This is a genomic window from Gluconacetobacter diazotrophicus PA1 5, from assembly GCF_000067045.1.
Classification (GTDB): domain Bacteria; phylum Pseudomonadota; class Alphaproteobacteria; order Acetobacterales; family Acetobacteraceae; genus Gluconacetobacter; species Gluconacetobacter diazotrophicus.
This window is the reverse complement of the sequence record NC_010125.1, coordinates 1,638,263-1,657,500: the sequence shown is the minus strand read 5'-3', so window position 1 is coordinate 1,657,500 and position 19,238 is coordinate 1,638,263. Positions and strand designations below refer to the sequence as shown.

The following is a 19,238-nucleotide window of genomic DNA, read 5'->3' as shown; positions in this document are numbered from 1 at the left end:
GCAGCTTCGCCCGCTCGCCCCCAGCATCAACACCAACGGGCACGCCGGTCCAGCGTGACACGACGGAGGCGATGCGCCTTCGGTCACGGCCTCGCTGACCAAGCCGGCCCCGCGGGCCGCGCTTTCGTTTTCATCTTGCGCCTGGGCGATCTTCTCCTGCAGGTTCGGGATGACGCCGTACATCAGTTCCGACGCCCGCCCCAGATCGCCGCGCCGCTGCGCCACCTCGACGTCCGAGCGCGCCTGGTCGAGCTGTTCCTTCAGCTTCTGGACTGCGTTCACCCGGTCCTTCTCGGCGTGCCACGCCGCAGACATGGCGTTCGATTTTTCCTCGATGTCCGCCAGTTCGGCTTCCAGCTTCACCAGCCGTTCCCGACTGGCGGAGTCGTCTTCCTTGCGAATCGCCTCGCGCTCGATCTTGAGCTGGATCAGGCGGCGGTCGAGTTCGTCCAGTTCCTCGGGCTTGCTGTCGATCTGCATGCGCAGGCGGCTGGCAGCTTCGTCCACCAGGTCGATCGCCTTGTCCGGCAGGAAGCGGTCGGTGATGTAGCGGTTGGACAGCGTCGCCGCCGCCACCAGCGCGTTGTCGGTGATGCGCACGCCGTGATGGAGCTCGTACTTCTCCTTGATGCCGCGCAGGATCGAAATCGTGTCGGGCACCGAGGGCTCGCCGACATAGACCGGCTGGAAGCGCCGGGCGAGGGCCGCGTCCTTTTCGATATATTTGCGGTATTCGTCCAACGTCGTGGCGCCGATGCAGTGCAGGGTGCCGCGCGCCAGTTCCGGCTTGATCAGGTTGGAGGCATCCATCGCGCCGTCCGTGCGGCCGGCGCCGACGAGGGTGTGCATCTCGTCGATGAACAGGATGACCTGCCCCTCGGCGCTTTCGATCTCCTTCAGCACGGCTTTCAGCCGTTCCTCGAACTCGCCGCGGAACTTCGCGCCGGCCACCAGCGCCCCGAGATCAAGCGACAGCAGCTTCTTGTTCTTCAGCGCCTCGGGTACGTCGCCGTTGACGATGCGCAGGGCCAGCCCTTCGACGATCGCGGTCTTGCCCACGCCGGGCTCGCCGATCAGCACCGGGTTGTTCTTGCTGCGCCGGGCCAGGACCTGGATCGCGCGACGGATTTCCTCGTCGCGGCCGATGACCGGGTCCAGCTTGCCCTGCTGGGCGATTTCCGTTACGTCGCGGGCGTATTTCTTCAGCGCGTCGAAGCTGGCCTCGGCGTTCTCGCTGGTCACGGTGCGGCCCTTGCGGATGGCGGCCACCGCCTTGTCCAGCGCCTGCGCCGTGGCACCGCCGTCGCGCAGGGCGCGGCCGGCCGGCGTGTCCGACGCGGCGATGGCGACCAGCAGCCGGTCCTGCGCCACATATTCGTCACCGGCCTTCTGCGCCGCGGTCTGCGCGGCATCCAACAGGCGGACGAGGTCGGGCGTGGCCTGCGGCTGCCCGGCCCCGCCACCCTGTACGCGCGGCACCTTGGCCAGCGCGGCCTCGACCGCCGCCTGGACCGCCGGTGCCTGCCCACCGGCGGCACGGATCAGCGAGGACGCCGCCCCTTCCGGGTCGTCCAGCAGCGCCTTCAGCAGATGTTCCGGCGTCAGTTGCTGATGATAGTCACGCACCGCGATCGTCTGGGCGGCCTGAAGAAAGCCGCGCGACCGTTCGGTGAATTTTTCGATATTCATAATCCCATGTCCCTTTCACTCAGGCGACCTGAAGGCCGGGAAACGCCATCCCTGAAGAGGCAATGGCAGACCCGGCGACAGATCCGAGATGGGGATAATGGGACGTTATGACAAGGGCCTGCCCCCGGAGGCGTCCGGCCCGGCAGGGGCATGGCTGCCCCCCGGAACGGACAGCCCTGGTCGGCCGCCCGGTCAGTGGAACCGGGGCGAGACCTCTTTCACCGCCGCGACGGCGCAGGCTTCGTCCAGGTCGCCGCCGGGGGCGCCCGAGACTCCCAGCCCCCCGAGGACGGAGCGGTCCGCCCGGCGCAGCAGCACGCCGCCCGGCACGAACAGGACCTGCGGGATCGTGTTCAGCGCGCCGTTGGGCGGACCCGTGACCTTGGCCGCGATCAGCGCGCTGATCGTATCCTTGTCGAAGGTCATGCCGTAGGCGTAGGCGGTATAGGCCTTGCGATAGGACACCGACAGCGATTGCAGGGGCACGGTGTCCCCCTTGATGATCACCTGTTCATGCCCCGACGGGTCGACCACCGCCGCCGTCACCGACCAGCCGCGCGCGGCGCAGATCCGCACCGCCGCCGCGGCCAGCCGGTCCGCCAGGTCCCAGGACAGTTTCTGGGTGGTGATAATACCGGTTTCCCCGGCCCGGGCCGGGGAAACGGCCAGCAGGACGGCGCATGCCGCCACCGCGACCTGGCGCCGCGCCACGCGCGATCAGCCCTTCTTCCTGTCGATCGCGGGGCCGAGCAGCAGCAGGTCGGCCGGCGACAGGCGGTCCGACGCCGTGCTGGCCTGATGCCAGTACGGATAGAGCAGCGGCGGCGCGCTGGCCTCGTCCAGCCGGGCCATTTCCTCGGCCGACAGGCTGAGTTCCGCCGCCTTGAGGTTATCGGCCAGTTGCGCGTCGGTCCGCGCCCCGATCACCACCGAGGTGATCGCAGGACGATGCGCGACCCAGGCCAGCGCGACCTGGGCGGCGGACACGCCGCGTTCCGCGCCGATCGCCACCAGGACTTCGACGACATCGTAGAGCTTTTCCACGTCATAGACCGGCGGTTCGTTCCATTGCGCGAGCTGGCGCGTGCCCTCGGGTTCGGGCTTGCCGCGCCGGTGCTTGCCGGACAGCAGGCCTCCGGCCATCGGGCTCCAGACCTGCACGCCGATCCCCTGGTCGAGCGCGAGCGGCAGGAGTTCGTATTCGGCCTCGCGCGCCTGCAGCGAATAATAGATCTGCTGCGACACCGGGGCGATCAGGCGATGGCGTTCCGCCGTGCTGAGCGCCTTCATGATGTGCCAGGCGGAGAAATTGGACACGCCGGCATAGCGGATCTTGCCCGCGCGGGTCAGGGTGTCCAGCGCCTCCAGCGTTTCGTCCAGCGGGGTCTGGCCGTCCCATTCATGCAGGTAGAACAGGTCGATATGGTCGCGGCCGAGGCGGCGCAGGCTGGCTTCCGCCGCCGATATCAGGTGATAGCGGGACGAGCCGGCGTCGTTCTGTCCCTTGCCCATGGGAAAGCGCGCCTTGGTGCCCACCAGGATTTCCCCCGCCCGGCCCTTCAGCGCCTCGCCCAGGATTTCCTCGGACACGCCGGAGGAATAGACGTCGGCGGTATCGAACATGTTGATGCCGGCTTCGATGCACATGTCGATCTGCCGCTTCGCGCCGGCGACATCGGTGCTGCCCGTCTTGGCGAAGGCACCCTTGCCGCCGAACGTCATCGTGCCGAGAGTGAAGACGGATACGCGCAAGCCGGAACGGCCGAGCTGGCGATAGTGCATGGACTGTCTCCCGTCAGATTGATTGCGCGGAACTATGGGCGCCCGCACCGGGGAATGATAACCGTCGAATCCGGAAAACAGTTTCCGGAAAGGGCGAAGGAACGATGCGCGACGCGGACGAAATGCGGATTGTCGTCGAAATCGTCCGCCAGGGGGGCCTGTCGGCGGCGGCGCGCCATCTGGGGCTGGCGCCGTCGGTGGTCAGCGACCGGCTGGCCCGGCTGGAGCAGCGCCTGGGCACCCGCCTGCTGGTGCGCACCACGCGGCGCCAGACCCTGACCGAAGCCGGGCGGATCTACCTGGACGAGGCCACCGCCATCCTGGCCGCCACCGACGCCATGGAAACCCGGGTGCGCGAGACGGTGAACGCGCCCGGCGGCATGTTGCGCATCACCGCCCCCATGCCCTTCGGCCGGGTCCGGCTGGCGCCCTTCGTCGCGGGCTTCATCAGCCGCCATCCCGACATCCGCATCCATCTGACGCTGGAGGACCGGATGGTGGATATTGTCGGCGAAGGATACGACATCGCCATTCGTGCCGCGCCCGTGGTGGACACCGCCCTGACCGGCCGGCGGCTGATGGAAAGCCGGCGCGTGCTGGTGGCCAGTCCCGCCTATCTGTCGCGTCACGGCCGGCCGGAGACCCCCGCCGACCTGGCCCGCCATGCCTGCCTGGTGGCCAACATGACCGGCCAGTGCCGGGGAACCTGGCGCTTCGGCCGGGGCGAGAAGGCCCGCATTCACCGGGTGGAAGGACGGCTGGCCTCCAGCCATTCCGAACTGCCGGTGGTGTGGGCGCTGGCCGGGCTGGGCCTGGCGCAGAAATCATTATGGGAGGTCGAGGCGCATCTGCGGGCTGGGCAACTGGTGACGGTGATGGAGGACTGGGAGCCTGACCCGGCTACCTTCTATGCCATCCATACCGTCAGTACCGTGCATTCGCACAAGATCGCGCTGTTCATGGGCGAACTGTTGCAGCCGGGGAATGGGGTGGTGGGTTAAGAGCCTGTTTGGAAAGTCGCTGAAGTGTGATTCAAGCTCTGGATGTGGACGCCAGAGCAGAGAGGCCGCATGGCCAGGATTACCCGCAAGACGAAGCGTTACTTCCGTCTGATATGACGGAGGAGGAATGGGCGCGCATCGCGCCACTGATGCCCGAGCCGGGACGCACGGGGCGTCCGCGCGAGATCGAATTCCGCGAGGTGATCAACGCGGTTCGTTACCTGGTTCGATCCGGCTGCGACTGGCGAATGCTGCCGATCCATTTCGGGCATTGGCGTACGGTCTATGGTTGGTTCAGGGAATTGGCCCGGCGGTTCCTGTTCCAGACCATTCATGATGTGGAACTGATGCTTGACCGGGAGCGCTCGGGCCGTGAAGCCAGCCCTTCGGCCGGAGTGATCGACAGCCAGAGCATCAAGGCGCCGCACGCGAAAACAAGAGGTTACGACGCTGGAAAGAAGATTGTCGGGCGCAAGCGGCATATCGCCGTGGATACGGACGGACGCCTGCTGATGGTCAACCTGACGCCGGGGGACATCTCCGACAGCGCCGGAGCGCAGATGATCCTGGACGCGATCCGCAAGCGCTGGCCGTGCTGTTTCAGCGAGACGATCTTTTGAGTCACACGGTCATCCATCGCTGCGGCGTCCAGTGTCTTGGCCCGTTCAGTTTCCAGTTCTCGGATCAGTTCCAACGCCAGGAGAAGCCGACGACGCAGGCGGTCGAGTTCAGCACGAAGGAACGGCGGCAGTTCCCGCCCGTCGCCCGTGCGCAACGCGGCGACGTCGCGTTCCCAGGACCGTAACGACGGTCTACCCCGGATGCCCTGGGTAAACAGCAGCGCCTCTATTCTGTTTTCGATACGCAGCCTTTCCTGAACAAGGTGTTCGCGTTCGCGGTGTGTACGTTTGGCATCCTCCTCGTCGGGCGTCGGCACACGCACCATGCTGCATATCTGGCGATCACCATTAAGCCATGCCGCAAGAACACGCAGCATGCCTTCCGCGTCGAGACGGTCCGTCTTGGCCCGACGTGCGCGACGATTGACCAGAATGCTCGTGGGCTCAAGCACATACGCGGCGATGCCGTGCGCTGTCAGCAAACGATACAGCCAGAAGCCATCGCGGCCGGCCTCGAAACAGCATGACACCTCCGCGACATCACCCGGCTGGGTCGACGCGCGCGTTTGAAGCTCCGCGATCAATTTCAGCAGCCCTGAGGCGTCTCCACCTTCGAGGCGATGCAATCGGGATTTCGTGGCTCCCGAGATAGTCTTTACCGCGACAAGCCAGGAGGAAACGCTGAGTTCGATGGCAATGTGAATGGCGTTCTCGGATGACATGGCAGGAACTCCCTCGTCATTGGTGCTGACACGCTTGAGATTGAGCCTTTCTTGCCGGCGGTGTCTGCCCTCATAGCATCTGGAACCAGATCTCGATCGGCTTGCCCTTGGGCAGATGGCCGGTATGGGCATTCAGGATGCGGGGGAAGTTTTTTTGAATGCCTCCATGACGCCAGCGTCCTGACCCGGGTGACGTGGCCGGGCGCTGACATAGGAAAAACCAAGCCGTTTCAGTAGAGTGGACACATGACGCTCATGATAGACGACGCCGAAGCGCTCTTCGATCACGCGTTGCAGATCGACCCGGCGCCAGCGCACCACGCCATCACGCTGCCGATCCGGCCCCGCCTCGACCAGGGCCTTCAATTCGGCCTGCTGTGCCCCGCTCAGGCGGCAGGCCGGCCCTGCGTGCAGATGATCGCGCAGGCCATCCGGCCCTTCAGCATTGAAGCGGTGAACCCAGTCCCGCAGCGTCTGGCGGTCCATGCCGCCTACGCGGGCCGCATCGGTGCGGCTGGCCCCGTCACGGATCGCCGCCAGGGCCAGAAGCCGGCGCGCAGCGTTCGCCTGCCGGCTGCGCGCCGCAAGTCGCCTCAGATCAGAGGCCGAATAGTCATCCCGTAGCTTCACCGCTCTCGTCATCTGCCAGATCCTCCCAAAATCAAGAGAATCAGAGCCGGCGCCGTTCGTCACTTCACACACGAGTCAGTGGCTACGGCCTTTGGTATAACTTCTGAATGAAGCAGCGCACATGGCTAACTACCATTCGGCTGGTTTTCGGCCCGCTCGAACTGGCTGACAAACTTCACATTGTAGGCATAGAATTCGCCTTCCGGCGTAATGACCATCTCTGTAATATTGGTACGATGAAAGGTATCGTCGTTCTCTTGATCATTTATTTTTAAGCTAGCAGGCTGTCGGGTTGGGGTACCTGGCTCTGGCGATCTGCGGTAAGCTTTCAGGATGAGCAGCTTCATTCCGTTTGATCGATCGCAGCCGTATCTTCTGCCGCCGGATCTGAAGTCATGGCTGCCGTCGGACGATGTGGCGCATTTCATCGTGGCGGCGGTAGAGCGGGTGCCGTTGAGGGCATTTTCCGTTCCTGTGCGGACTGGCGGCAAGGCGCAGTATCATCCGCGCCTGATGCTGGCGCTGCTGATTTACGCCTATGCGAACGGCGTGTTCTCATCGCGTCGGATCGAACGGGCGACATATCGTGATATCGGTATGCGCTTTGTGGCGGCGAACCTGCATCCTGACCATGACACGATCGCGACGTTCCGGCGCGGCAACCGCACGGCGATCGAGGCAGCGTTCATGCATGTACTCCTGCTGGCACGCGAGACGGGACTGGTGCGGCTTGGCACGGTGTCGATCGACGGCACGAAGATCGATGCCAATGCCTCGAAATACCGTTCCATTCGTTATGATCGCGCGAAAGAGCTGCGCGAGAAACTGGCCACCGATATCTCCACCCTGATGGAACGGGCAGAGGCGGCGGATACAACCGATGTGGATCATCAGGCGTTGCCGGAGGAACTGGCCCGGCGGGAGGCTCTGAAGGCAAAGCTGGATGAAGCCTGTGCGCGACTGGAGGCGGAAGCCCGCGAGCAGGCCAAGACCGCCCGACCAGAATATGAGCGCAAGAAGGCAGCTTTTGATGCGAAGCGGGGACGGCGCGGTCGGGCGCCGAAAGAACCGGACGATGAACCGCCACCAGACCGGCAGATCAACCTGACCGATCCGGACAGACAAGCTGATGCGCCGCTCCGACGCGCATGAATACCGGCAAGCCTACAATGCCCAGGCCGTGGTTTGTGCCCGAGGGCGCCAGTTGATCTTGGAAAATGGCGTCGTTCGACGACGGCGGACGCGCCCAGCTTCGCCGCCACCATCCTGGGTATGGAGGAGAGGATCGGCCTGCCACGAACCGTCCTCGCCGACACGGGTTTCGCCAGCGGCAAAGCCGTCGAAACGTTGCAGGCCAGCGGCGTGGACCCGCTGGTCGCCATCGGACGCCCTGTGAATCGGCGCCCTTATGACTTCCGGCCAGAACCGCCACCCAGGGAGCCGCGCCGGATCACCGAGCCCTGGCGCCTGGAAATGAAGGCCAGGCTGCAACAGAACCCGGCAAAAGCCCTTTACGCCTTACGCAAGCAGACCGTCGAACCGGTCTTCGGTATCATCAAGAGCGCCATGGGCTTCACCCGTTTCCATCTCCGTGGCCTCCCCAACGTCGCAACAGAATGGACGCTCGTCGCCCTCGCATATAATTGCCGTAGGATCACGCGACTGACGGCCGCATAAACGCCGTCGTCGCCATCACTCATCACTACGGCAGCGCCCAATCCGACAGCCTGCTAGAGCATTCAGAATGCTGGAAAAGTCCTGGTCGGCGTGTATTGTTTCACTTCGTGTACGCTCGCGGCGCGGCGATAAAAAAGATCGCGCGGGGGGTGCTTGTCTTCACCCTTTCGCGACGATCGAGTGGCATGTTCAAGACGTTCACGTGGATACTGTCCTGTCCCATCTGGGCGCTTCAGCTTTTTACCGGCGCGAAATCATTCCGTGACAATCCGCTGATCGGCAGCCGGGCGCTGAATGAACGGGGGCTGCATGTCCTGCGCCAGGCCATGGCGCATCGGGCCACCGCCTGGCGGCGGCGGCGGCTGGGGCGCGGCGTTCCCGCTCCTCTGGCGGCCGCGTTCGCGCGGGATGGTTTCGTCGTCGTCCCGGATTTCCTGCCGGCCGAAGCATTCAGCCAGCTTCTTGATGACGTCACGCGCTATCGCGGGCCGGCGCGCGAGACCATACAGGGCGACACGGTCACCCGCCGCATCGCGCTCGATCCCAGGGTGCTGGCCGGGATGCCCGGCATGCGGCGCCTGCTGGACAGGCGGCTGCTGGGCAAGCTGACACGGCTGGCCGGTGGCCGCGATTGCGAACCGCTTTATTATATCCAGACCATTCTTCCGCATGCCGTCACGGGCGACCCCGACCCGCAGCTTCAGCTTCATGCCGATACCTTCCATCCGACGGTCAAGGCGTGGTTCACCCTGACCGACGTCGCGGAAGACAGCAGCCCGTTCATCTATGTCCCTGGTTCGCACATCATCACCCCAGCGCGCCGGGCCTGGGAAAAACGAATGAGCATCGAGGCATCCGGATCGGAAAACCGTCTGACCGGCCGGGGATCTTTCCGTGTCGATGAAGACACCATTTCCGCCATGGGCTACCCGCCGCCGCGCTCCTTTCCGCTGCCGGCGAATACGCTGATCGTCGCGGATACGGGTGGCTTTCATGCGCGCGGGGCCGCCCGGGACGCCGGTATGCGGGTCGAGGTCTGGGCGTACGAACGCGGGAATCCGTTTTGTGCCCCGCCGGTCGATCTGTGGCGCATTCCGGCCCTGGGCCGGTGGCGCGTGCCTGTGATGTGGGCTTTTGGCGACTGGCTGGAGGAAAGCGGCCTGGGGCGGCAGGTCTGGCGCAGGCGCGGCACTGTCGGCGCGTTCGACCGCGACGTTGCCGGTCATGCGGCGGCCAAGGTTCGGCAGGACATGTCGGGGTGGCCTGGGCGGGTCAGCGCTGGTTTGGTGCGGAAGGGTCTTCTTTTTCTGAAGAAAAAGAAGCAAAAAGACTTTTGATCTGTTTCGGGACATCGTACGCGCCCGGCACAATGCCCCTGAACAGATCAAAAGTTTTTTGGTTCTTTTTTTCAAAAAAGAACTTAAAAACTGGCCTTCAGATCCGCAACATACGTCCGCATCGGAAACGGATGATATTCGTAATACCGGGCATTGTTGATATTATCGATGCCGGCATCGAACGTCAGCGGTCCCGTGACGTGCCAGTGAACATGCACGTCCGCAACAAGGAATTTATCGAACGCGCCGAAGACGTGGCCGACACGGTCGGTATTGTCCAGCGTGGAATACATCCGGCCCTGGTAGCGAAGCGCCGCCGACAGATCGAGGCGCTTCGTCGCGTGCCACGTGGCCTGTACCGTGTCGCGCCAGTCCGGCACATAGGGCACATGCTTGCCGGCGGCGGTGGTGCCGGTCGAACTCTGGAAGCCGGGGTCGGAGAGAATGCGGGAATCGACATAGGTCAAGCTGTTTGACAGGTCGAAGCCCTTGATCAGAAGGTCGCGCCGTTCCGCCACGAATTCCACGCCGCGATTGCGCACCTCGGTCACGTTCTGGAACGTCGTCGTATAGATGTTGTTCAGCAACGTGCTTTGCGAGATCAGTGCGTTGTGCGTGTTTTCCTGGAACAGCGACAGGCGCAGGCTGCCGCTGTGCGTGCGGCGTTCGATCATGGCCTCGCTGGAGAACACCTGTTCGGGCCGCAGGGTGGCGTTGGGGACGGCATATGTTCCGCCGGTCGAGACGATCTGGTACAGCTCGGACACCGTCGGGTAGCGCCAGGCCTCGCCGAAGGACAGTTTGGCGGTCCAGTCCGGGTTGATCCGCCACGCCAGCGTCGCCTTGGGCGAAAAATTGGTCGAATGTTCCGGCGGCTGGCTGGCGGCGACGGCGCCGGCCTGGTTGAAGCCGTTGGAGGCCCGCCAGAATTCCAGCCTTCCGCCGACCGTCAGCGTAAAGCCCGGCGCGAACTTCCATGCCTCCTGCGCCCAGAGGGCATAGGTCGTCGTCGTTCCACGCCCGCTGGAATGGAGCGTGCCGTTTCCTGCCGCGGGCGAGGACGCCCAGTTGCCGGTGTTGTAGGTCGGGTTTTCCAGGTCGTACTGGTCCCGATGGCCGCCGAAGCTGAGTTCATGCGCGCCGCCGACGCCGCTGGGGCGCCAGATTCCCTTGACGTCCGCCGTCATCCAGCCGGACCCGTCCATGCGCGCGATATAGCCGTTCGGCGTGAAGTTCGTGCCGCCCAGCACGCCGGCCGGATTGCGCTGGATGTCCTTCAGGTAGTCATAGTCCGTGAAGATGGCTTCCCCGTCCCAATGGCCCTGCGTCCTGGTCTTCAGCGAGACCGCGTTCATCAGGTGCTGTTCGTCATACGTGTAGGTGTCGTTGGCGAAGCCCGCGACACCGCCGAAGGTGGCGGCACCGGCGGCATTGGTCAGGTAGGATTGCGACCGGGCGCGGGTCTGGTTGTCCCAGTATCCGACCGTATAGTTCAGGCGCAGCCATGGCGTGAAATCATAGGCAAGGCGCAGCGTCACGTTATCGGTCGTGCTGTGCTGCAGCCCGCCCGCTCCCATGACGTTTGCGACCGACCCCGTCTTGCTCAGCGCCGCGATCCCGCCCGTCGTGCCGGCCGGCATGCCGGAACTGGTGACGAAGAACAGCGGCTGGCCCAGGCTTTCCTCCCGGTTGGCGCTGAACAGCCAGGACAGGCGGCCGATCCGGTCGCCGATCGTCACCGCACTGTTCGCGGTGCCGTAGTTCCCCCTGGTCCGGTAGGCATCATAGGTCTGCACGCTGCCGGTCTGCTTGACCGTGGCCGTGAAACGGTCGGGCATCCGCGTGGTGACCAGCACGACGCCGCCCATGGAATTGCCGGGATATTCCGCCGCGAACGGGCCGTAGAGCATGTCGATCCGTTCGATCTGCTCGGGTGTCACCATGCCCCAGCGCGGCGCGCCGTTCGTGTTGTTGTTGGAAATCAGGGCCGAGATCGGGGCATCGTCGACATAGACCAGGCTGCGGGCACTGGAATTGACGCCCCAGGTCCGGGTTTCGAGCGTGGCCTGCGTGTCGCCGTTGTTGCGTTTGCGCAGCAGCAGGCTGGGCAGGTATTTCAGCGCGTCTTCGGTATCGACGATGTTGACGGTCGCCTCGATCGTCCGCCGGTCGATGCCCGCGCTGGTCTGCGGCAGCGCGAAGCGCCTGGCGTCCGGCGCCGTGGCCTGCCGGGTCACGACCAGCGTCTCGGCCTTGGGCGCGGGCGCGGGCGGCGCGGCGGCGTGCGTTCGCGGATCGATCTTCTGTGCCGGCGCGACCGGTGTCCTGCTGGAGGTGCGGTTGGAGGGGAGGGGCGTGGCCGCCGATTGGGCGGGTACGGCCGCGCCATGCATGGAAAGCACGAAAACGGCTAGCGCTACGCGGCGCGGACCGGCCCTGTGCGTTGGGCGCGCGGGCCGTGGATGACCTGACATGATGTCTGTCCTGGGCTGACCTGGAAAAAGCCGGCAGGGGGGCGGTCATCGGGCCTCGTGGATTGTCCGCACGGCGCCCTGGTCGTCATCCAGGGGCATGCGGGAAATCCATGGGGGAATCGGGGCGGCCTGCCGGCGTCGGAGCGGCGTCATCCGCGCGGATGGTTCATCCGGGCGGGACGCCGTTCAGGCCGTGGCAGGCGGTGCGCGCGAGGGGGGAAGAAGACGGCTGCCGGATGCCGGGGGCGCCCGGGGTTGCGCGGGCCGGCACTGGGGCCGCATCCACCCCGTGGGCGGAAGCGGTAGAAAGGCCAGGCCGGTGAGGATGATGGCCGGAATATGCAGCAGCGGGCAGAGCGGGCACGACCCGTCATGATGGTGCCGGGGCGCATGTGACGGAAGGGGCGCCGCCTGCGTCATACCCGCCTGCATCATGCCCGGCATGGCCATGTGCATGGCCGGCATGGCGCAGGTGCCGGCGCAGTCTTCGGGGGCGATGTCGATGCCGGTCAGCCGCTCGATCGTGGCGCGCGGCGCCTCGTCGGGCCGTGCCTGGTTCTGGACCAGCAACTGGCCCAGAAAACCCAGCAGCGTGAACGCGACGATCAGCCACGCGCCCAGGGCAGGGTGTGTCCCAGGGCGTATCGCGGGTCGTTTCGCAGGATGCAGGACGCGGGCCATGGTGGCAGCGGGGTGCCTTGTTCTCGACTCTCGCGTTGGTAAATGCCGAGGACTGGATTGTCAAAATTTTGATCGTCTATGCGGCGTCCTCCGCCATGTCGCGCAGCAGGCGGCCCAGATCGGTCTTGCGGATCGCGCCCGCGACGTCGCGCAGTTGCGCGGCGTCGATGAAGCCCATGCGGAAGGCGACCTCGGCGGGCGATCCGACCAGCATGCCCTGGCGGGACTGGATGGTCTGCACGAACATCCCGGCCTGCATCAGCGCGTCGGGTACCCCGGCATCCAGCCAGGCGCAGCCCCGGCCCAGCTTTTCCACCTGCAGCGAGCCTTCTTCCAGATAGATCCGGTTCAGGTCCGTGATCTCCAGCTCGCCCCGGGCCGAGGGGCGGATCGCGCGGGCGAAGGCGCTGACGCGGGAGTCGTAGAAATACAGCCCCGTCACCGCCCAGCGCGACGTCGGCTGGGCGGGCTTTTCCACCAGGTCCCGGGCGCGGCCGTCGGCGTCGAAGCTCACCACGCCATAGCGTTCGGGGTCCTGCACCTGGTAGGCGAACACCGTGGCGCCGACATCGCGCCGCGCCGCCGCCTGCAGCAGCACGCTCAGATGGTCGGCGAAGATCAGGTTGTCGCCCAGCGCCAGCGCGCAGGCCGCGCCCTGCAGCCAGTCCTCCGCGATCAGGAAGGCCTGGGCGATGCCGTCCGGCGAAGGCTGGACGCGATAGGTGAAGCGCACCCCATACTGCGTCCCGTCGCCCAGCAGGCGGCGGAACTGCGGCAGGTCGTCGGGCGTCGAGATGATCATGATGTCCCGGATGCCCGCCAGCATCAGCGTCGAAAGCGGGTAGTAGATCATCGGCTTGTCATAGACCGGCAGCAACTGCTTGCTGGTCGCCAGCGTCATCGGGTGCAGCCGCGTGCCCGACCCGCCGGCCAGCAGGATGCCCTTCATCGCGGGCGGGGCGGCGGTGCCGGATAGGGCGGTTCGGGATACAGGCGCGTTCATCGACTTCCACATGCTGCGTTCCGTTGCTGCTGGCTCGCGCCGTCGCGGGGGGACCCATGCGGGGCGGTGTGATTGATGGCCCTGCCGCGTTCGCGCATACTGATGATGGAAATAGGGATTTTTATGTGCTCGCCGATCATCTGACCCAGGACCTGGCGTCCGTCCTCGACCGTCCCGACCTGCGCGTGATCGCGGGGGAGCGGCGTATCGGCCTGGACCCGGCGCTGCCATTGCCGTTTCGCGTCGGCGCCGACGGCATGATCGTGCTGGGCGCGCCGTGCCTGGCCATGCCGGCGGCGGCGCCGGTCCTGCTGCGGCACGCGCTGGAACTGGTCCGGCTGCTGGAGGTCGCGCCCGGCGAACCGGTCCTGGCCGGGTTGTGCGCCGCGCGTACCGCCGCGCTGTTCGCCGGGCTGGACGGTCCCGCCGCCGGGCGCAGCCGCCCCGCCTGGCATGCCGACATGGCGGCGGATGTGCCGCCCGAACCGGCCCGGCTGGCGGATGTGTGGTCCACCCTGTCCCCGTTGCAGCCGCCCGTCACGCCCCCGGCGGACGGGGCTGTCGGGTTCGGCGGCCTGCGCGCGCGCCTGACCCTGCTGTGGTCCCTGCTGGGTCCGGCCGAATCCCTGATGGCCGAGGGCGGCGATGCCCGCCTGGCGATCGATCCGGCGACCGGGCTCAACCATTACGGCTGTTCGCACCGGCCCCGGCCGTGGGCGGTCACGTTCGCGTCCTCGACCGCCTCGTCGCTGTCCGAACGCGGCTTCGCCGGGGCCGAGGCCGCGCGCCTGCGCCTGATCCGGGGCGAACTGTCCGGTGACGGCGCCCGGGTGCGGGCCGAGATGGTCGAGGACGTGCGCCGGCAGATCGCGTGCCATTACCGGATGACGGACGCGGAATGCGTCGTCCTGGCGCCCTCGGGCACCGATTGCGAATTGCAGGCCCTGGCCATGGCGACGCTGGGTTCCGCTGGGCATCCCGTCAGCAACATCCTTCTGGCCCCCGAGGAAACCGGGAGTGGCGTACCGCTAGCGGCAAAAGGTTGCCATTTCGCCAACGACACCGCCCTGGGGGCGCAGGTGACGAAAGGCCAGCGGATCGCGGGCTTTCCCGACGACACGCAATTGCTGTCCGTTCCCCTGCGCCTGCCGGACGGCGCGCTGCGCGCGCCCGCCGACATCGACCGGGCCTGCGACGACCTGGCACGGCGGGCGCGGGCGGCGGGTCGGCATGTGCTGATGCACCGGCTGGACCTGTCCAAGACCGGGCTGCTGGCCCCGGGGCTGGAGATGCTGGACGGGCTGGCGGAGGATGGTTCGTCGCCGGATGTGCCCCCGCCGGATGTGCCCTTGCCCGATGTGGTCGTCGATGCCTGCCAGGCGCGGCTGGACCCGGCGCGGGTGCGGGCCTATCTGGACCGGGGCTGGATGGTGATGATCACCGGGTCCAAATTCTTCACCGGCCCGCCCTTCTGCGGCGCGCTGCTGCTGCCGGCCGGCGTGGCGGCGCGGCTGGACCATGGCAGCCTGCCCGTGGGGCTGGCGGATTACAGCCATCGCGGGGCGTGGCCGCCCTGCGCGGCCGCCGGCATCCTGCTGCCGGGCGAGAATCTGGGCCTGGTGCTGCGCTGGTATGCGGCGCTGGCGGAAATGACCGCGCTGCAGGACATTCCGCGGGCCGTGGTGCGCGACCGGCTGGACCGGTTCCTCGACGCGCTGGAAGGCGCCATCGACGCCGATCCCGACCTGTGCCGCCTGGTGGTGCCGGCACCGGCACGGCCGCCATTGGCCGATGCCTGGGACGACCGCACGACCATTATGTCCTTCTTCGTGCGCGATCCGCACGCGGCGAAGGGAGTGGAATCCTTCGTCCCGCTGGGGCTGGATGCGGCGCGCGCGCTCTATCGCTGGCTGAATACCGACCTGTCGCGCCTTCTGCCCGGCCCGGCGCTGGATGGTGGGGCGGATGGGGGGCTGGGGGGCCTGCTGTGCCATGTGGGCCAGCCGGTGCCGCTGCCGCACCCCGCGCGCGCGGACGGGCCGGCCGGGGCGCTGCGCCTGTCGGCCGGCGCGCGGCTGATCTCGGGCGAGCCGTCGCATGGTGGGCTGGTGCCCGATCGGCGCATGGATTGCGAAATCCGCGATGGATTGCGGGTCCTGGCCAAGATCGGACTGATCCTGCGGCACTGGGCGGTGCTGGCGGCGGCCGACCCGGTACAGACCTACGCTCCACTTCCGGCTATGGATACAGGGGTGTCTCGGTCCCGTCCCTGACACGTTGCCCCCTGACCCTGACCGGATCGGCGTACATGAACCAGAATCACGGCCATTTCCTCGACACTCCGAAGCTGCAGGACGGCGTCACCCGCTTCTGGATGATCCGCCACGCACTGGTCGAGGAAAATGCCCGCATGAAGCTCTACGGCGCGCTGGACGTGCCGCTATGCCCCGAAAGCCTGATCGCCCAGCGGGGCATGTACCAGGCCCTGGCCGCCCGGCTGCCGCGGAACGCACTGTGGTTCACCTCGCCGCTCAGCCGCACCCAGCACACCGCGCGCGCGATCCAGGAGGCCGGATACGGCCCGGCGGACTGGACGGTGGAACCCGGCTTCACCGAGCAGTCGATGGGCGACTGGCACGGGCTGCGCCATCATGAACTGCCCGACCAGTTGACGCTTGCGCCGCATCTGTTCTGGTCGGTGGCCGCCACCGAATGCCCGCCCGGGGGCGAAAGCATGCTTGCGGTCTGCGCCCGCGTGGGCGAAACCATGGATCGCATGGTCCGTGCCCATCCGGGCCGGGACATGGTCGTCGTCAGCCATGGCGGCGCGATCCGGGCGGGGCTGGCCCATGCGCTGCGCGTGCATGCGGAGACAGCCCTGCATTTCTCGATCCAGAACCTGTCCCTGACGATCGTCGAGCGCTTCCCCGAGGCATGGCGCATCGTCGCCGTCAACGAACTGCCGGGGATCTGACGCCCGCTTTTTATGGAGTAAAGCGACCATGAACCGACCCGCCCGACATACCCTGCGGGGCACGGCACTGCTGAACGACCCGGCCTTCAACCGGGGAACCGCCTTTACGGCCGCGGAACGGCAGACCTACGGGCTGGAAGGCCTGCTGCCGCCGCAGATCGAAACGCTGGAACGGCAGGCCGAGCGGGCTCTGCGTCACCTGGACGCCAAGCCGACGGATCTGGAACGCTATATCTACCTCGCGGCCCTGGTCGACCGGAACGAGACCCTGTTCTACAAGGTGCTGATGTCCGACCCGGCGCGCTTCGTGCCGATCGTCTACGCCCCCACGCTGGGCGAGGCCTGCAAGGCATTCAGCCACATCTATCGCCGCCCCCGGGGCATGTATATCAGCCTGGAGATGAAGGGCCGCATCGCGGACATCCTGCGCAACTGGCCGGTGTCCGACGTGCGCTTCATCTGCGTCACCACCGGCGGGCGCATCCTGGGCCTGGGCGATATCGGCGCCAACGGCATGGGCATTCCCATCGGCAAGCTGCAGCTCTACACCGCCTGTGGCGCCGTGCCGCCGCAGGTCACGCTGCCGATCCAGCTGGATATCGGCACCACCAACGCGGCGCTGCGGGCCGATCCGCTCTATCTGGGCCTGCGGCACGAACCCCCGCCGCAGGCCGAACTCGACGCCTTCGTCGAGGAATTCGTGACGGCGGTGCAGGAGGTCTTTCCCGCCTGCTGCATCCATTTCGAGGACTGGAAGGGCACGGACGCGATCCGCTACCTGGAGCGCTACCGGGAGCGGGTGCTGTGCTACAACGACGACATCCAGGGCACGGCGTCGGTGACGCTGGCCGGGCTGGTCACGGCGCTGCGGATCAAGGGCGAAAAACTGTCCGACCAGACGGTGCTGTTCCTGGGTGCCGGGTCGTCCGCGCTGGGCACGTCGGACCTTCTGGTCAAGGCGATGCAGGCCGAAGGCCTGTCGCAGGCCGACGCCCGCGCCCGCATCACCATGATGGACGTCAAGGGGCTGGTCGAACCCTCGCGCACCGACCTGTCCGAGGAACAGCGGCGTTACGCCCATGCGGCGGAGCCCACGCGCGACCTGATGGCCACCATCCGCCGCGTGCGGCCCAGCGTGCTGATCGGCGTGTCCACCGTGGGCGGCGCCTTCACGCAGCCGGTCGTCGAACTGATGGCCGCGATCAATGCGCGGCCGATCATCTTTCCGCTGTCGATCCCGCATTCGGAATGCTCGGCCGAACAGGCCTATGCCTGGTCCGACGGCCGGGCGCTGTACGCGGCCGGGGTCCAGTTCCCGCAGGTCATGCGCGACGACCATGTCTTCCGCCCCGGGCAGGCCAATAATTTCTACATCTTCCCCGGGCTGGGGCTGGCGGTCTATGCGACGCGTCCGCGCCTGATCCCCGACGCGCTGATCATCGAGGCCGCACACGCCCTGGCCGACCAGGTCGACGTGACGGCGCAGGCGCGCGGCATGCTGTATCCGCCGCAGAACCAGATTCTCGAGGTCCAGGTCACGTCGGCCTGCCGCCTTGCGGAATATCTCTTCGATGCCGGGCTGGCCACCGTGCCGCGTCCGGACGATATCCGGTCTTGGATCGAGGGCATGACCTACAGCCCGACCTACGCGCCGGACGCCTGAGGGGGGAGGAAGGTCGGGCTCTGCCCGAACCCGCAAGGGGTCGCGGACCCCTTGACCCCTGTTCGTTTCAGGCCTGGCGGTTTTCCAGCAGGCTGCGCCGGATGTGGCGGCCGCGTTCGATCCGGTCCACGATGAACGCCTCGTCGCCCCATCGGATCGCCCGGGCCATGGCCTGGGCGTCCTCCATGAAGCGGGCCAGCATTTCCAGCAGCGCCTCGCGGTTGTTCAGGAAGATGTCGCGCCACATCACCGGGTCGGACGCGGCGATGCGGGTAAAGTCGCGAAAGCCCGACGCCGCGAAATCCAGGACCTCGGACCGCGTTTCGTCGGCCAGGTCGTCGGCGGTGCCGCAGATGGTGAAGGCCAGCAGGTGCGGCAGGTGGCTGACGATGGCGCAGACCCGGTCGTGATGGGCCGGGTCAATGATCCGAGTGCGCGCGCCCATGCGGTGCCACAGCGTCTCGATGGTCGCGATCGCGGCCGGGTCCGTGTCCTCCAGCGGCGTCAGCAGGCACCACCGGTCGTCGAACAGGGTGGCGAATCCCGCGTCGGGGCCCGAATATTCCGTGCCCGCCATCGGATGGGTCGGCACGAACGCGATGTCGGCGCGCAGTGCGGGGGCGATGGCGCCGATGATCGACTGCTTGGTCGATCCGACCTCGCTGAGGATCGCGCCGGGCTTCATGGCCGGCAGCACCATGGCGCCCACGGTGGCGATCGCGCCCACCGGCACGCACAGGATGACGCAGTCGGCATCCGCCACCGCACGCAGCGCGTCCTGCTCCACCCGGTCGGCCAGGTCCAGGTCGCGCACCCGGCGGCAGACGTCGGGCTCGACGTCGCACGCCACCAGTTCGGCCGCGATCGTGCCGTCCTGCCGCGCGCGGCGCAGGATGGACGATCCGATCAGGCCCGGCCCGATGACGGCAAGCGTGCGGAACAGGGGCTGCGGCGCGGCGGGCGAGGGATCGGTCATGGCGTATCC

Annotated in this window: 13 protein-coding genes and 4 pseudogenes (1 of these 17 cut by a window edge); 7 read left to right on the top strand and 10 right to left on the bottom strand. The window is 66.8% G+C overall.

Annotated features, from left to right (window positions below):
- The 3 genes from GDI_RS07745 to GDI_RS07735 form a co-directional block, all read right to left on the bottom strand.
- Positions 1-1,689 carry the 5' portion of an AAA family ATPase gene (locus GDI_RS07745; RefSeq protein ID WP_012225065.1) on the bottom strand. 855 nt of this gene lie to the left of the window's left edge, so 1,689 of the gene's 2,544 nt are visible here — the first part of the coding sequence; the start codon lies at positions 1,687-1,689; its stop codon lies off the left edge, out of view.
- 192 nt (positions 1,690-1,881) lie between these two features.
- Positions 1,882-2,400, bottom strand: a complete 519-nt coding sequence (locus GDI_RS07740; protein ID WP_012225064.1) for a GlcG/HbpS family heme-binding protein — start codon at positions 2,398-2,400, stop codon at positions 1,882-1,884.
- A 6-nt stretch (positions 2,401-2,406) separates the two neighbouring features.
- A complete protein-coding gene (locus tag GDI_RS07735) occupies positions 2,407-3,471 on the bottom strand; it encodes an aldo/keto reductase (protein WP_012225063.1) in 1,065 nt (354 codons plus the stop codon).
- Between the two features lie 104 nt (positions 3,472-3,575).
- On the opposite strand from GDI_RS07735, the gene GDI_RS07730 reads away from it, so the two are divergent.
- Together GDI_RS07730 and GDI_RS07725 are read left to right on the top strand one after the other, a co-directional pair.
- Positions 3,576-4,472: a LysR family transcriptional regulator gene (locus tag GDI_RS07730; RefSeq protein ID WP_012225062.1), complete on the top strand. Its 897-nt coding sequence runs from the start codon at positions 3,576-3,578 to the stop codon at positions 4,470-4,472.
- A gap of 42 nt (positions 4,473-4,514) precedes the next feature.
- Positions 4,515-5,065 (top strand): annotated as a pseudogene (locus GDI_RS07725) (IS5-like element ISGdi2 family transposase); the annotation flags it as partial.
- Between the two features lie 2 nt (positions 5,066-5,067).
- Here GDI_RS07725 and GDI_RS19080 read toward each other — a convergent pair.
- The 3 genes and pseudogenes from GDI_RS19080 to GDI_RS19765 form a co-directional block, all read right to left on the bottom strand.
- A pseudogene (locus GDI_RS19080) lies at positions 5,068-5,814 on the bottom strand (IS110-like element ISGdi7 family transposase); the annotation flags it as partial.
- A gap of 79 nt (positions 5,815-5,893) precedes the next feature.
- Positions 5,894-6,456, bottom strand: a pseudogene (locus GDI_RS19075) (IS630 family transposase); the annotation flags it as partial.
- 113 nt (positions 6,457-6,569) lie between these two features.
- Positions 6,570-6,791 carry a hypothetical protein gene (locus tag GDI_RS19765; protein ID WP_041249353.1) on the bottom strand — a complete coding sequence of 74 codons (222 nt, stop codon included), beginning with the start codon at positions 6,789-6,791 and terminating at the stop codon, positions 6,570-6,572.
- Here GDI_RS19765 and GDI_RS18595 point away from each other — a divergent pair.
- Positions 6,778-8,121 (top strand): annotated as a pseudogene (locus GDI_RS18595) (IS1182-like element ISGdi13 family transposase). The gene GDI_RS19765 and the pseudogene GDI_RS18595 sit on opposite strands and share 14 nt — an antisense overlap.
- 185 nt (positions 8,122-8,306) lie before the next feature.
- Positions 8,307-9,458: a phytanoyl-CoA dioxygenase family protein gene (locus tag GDI_RS07690; RefSeq protein WP_012554000.1), complete on the top strand. Its 1,152-nt coding sequence runs from the start codon at positions 8,307-8,309 to the stop codon at positions 9,456-9,458.
- Between the two features lie 83 nt (positions 9,459-9,541).
- Here GDI_RS07690 and GDI_RS07685 read toward each other — a convergent pair whose 3' ends face one another.
- The 3 genes from GDI_RS07685 to rfbA all read right to left on the bottom strand — a co-directional run bounded on the left by GDI_RS07685 (position 9,542) and on the right by rfbA (position 13,562).
- The gene (locus GDI_RS07685) at positions 9,542-11,851 is read right to left on the bottom strand and encodes a TonB-dependent receptor (RefSeq protein ID WP_231854307.1); all 2,310 of its coding nucleotides are present in this window, start codon (positions 11,849-11,851) and stop codon (positions 9,542-9,544) included.
- Positions 11,852-12,118: 267 nt separating this feature from the next.
- Complete coding sequence (locus GDI_RS07680) at positions 12,119-12,613, bottom strand: hypothetical protein (RefSeq protein ID WP_012225057.1); 495 nt, start codon at positions 12,611-12,613, stop codon at positions 12,119-12,121.
- A 76-nt stretch (positions 12,614-12,689) separates the two neighbouring features.
- Entirely contained in the window at positions 12,690-13,562 is an 873-nt protein-coding gene (gene rfbA, locus GDI_RS07675) for a glucose-1-phosphate thymidylyltransferase RfbA (protein ID WP_012225056.1), read from the bottom strand.
- 110 nt (positions 13,563-13,672) lie between these two features.
- Between rfbA and GDI_RS07670 the strand changes: the two genes are divergently transcribed.
- Genes GDI_RS07670 through GDI_RS07660 form a run of 3 tightly spaced genes read left to right on the top strand, consistent with a single transcriptional unit; the run spans position 13,673 to position 18,253 of the window.
- The gene (locus GDI_RS07670; protein WP_012225055.1) at positions 13,673-15,889 is read left to right on the top strand and encodes a hypothetical protein; all 2,217 of its coding nucleotides are present in this window, start codon (positions 13,673-13,675) and stop codon (positions 15,887-15,889) included.
- A 35-nt stretch (positions 15,890-15,924) separates the two neighbouring features.
- Complete coding sequence (locus tag GDI_RS07665; protein WP_012225054.1) at positions 15,925-16,590, top strand: histidine phosphatase family protein; 666 nt, start codon at positions 15,925-15,927, stop codon at positions 16,588-16,590.
- 28 nt (positions 16,591-16,618) lie between these two features.
- Complete coding sequence (locus GDI_RS07660) at positions 16,619-18,253, top strand: NAD-dependent malic enzyme (protein ID WP_012225053.1); 1,635 nt, start codon at positions 16,619-16,621, stop codon at positions 18,251-18,253.
- Between the two features lie 67 nt (positions 18,254-18,320).
- On the opposite strand, the gene GDI_RS07655 is transcribed toward GDI_RS07660, so the two are convergent.
- The gene (locus tag GDI_RS07655) at positions 18,321-19,229 is read right to left on the bottom strand and encodes a prephenate dehydrogenase/arogenate dehydrogenase family protein (protein ID WP_012225052.1); all 909 of its coding nucleotides are present in this window, start codon (positions 19,227-19,229) and stop codon (positions 18,321-18,323) included.
- Positions 19,230-19,238: the final 9 nt, after the last annotated feature.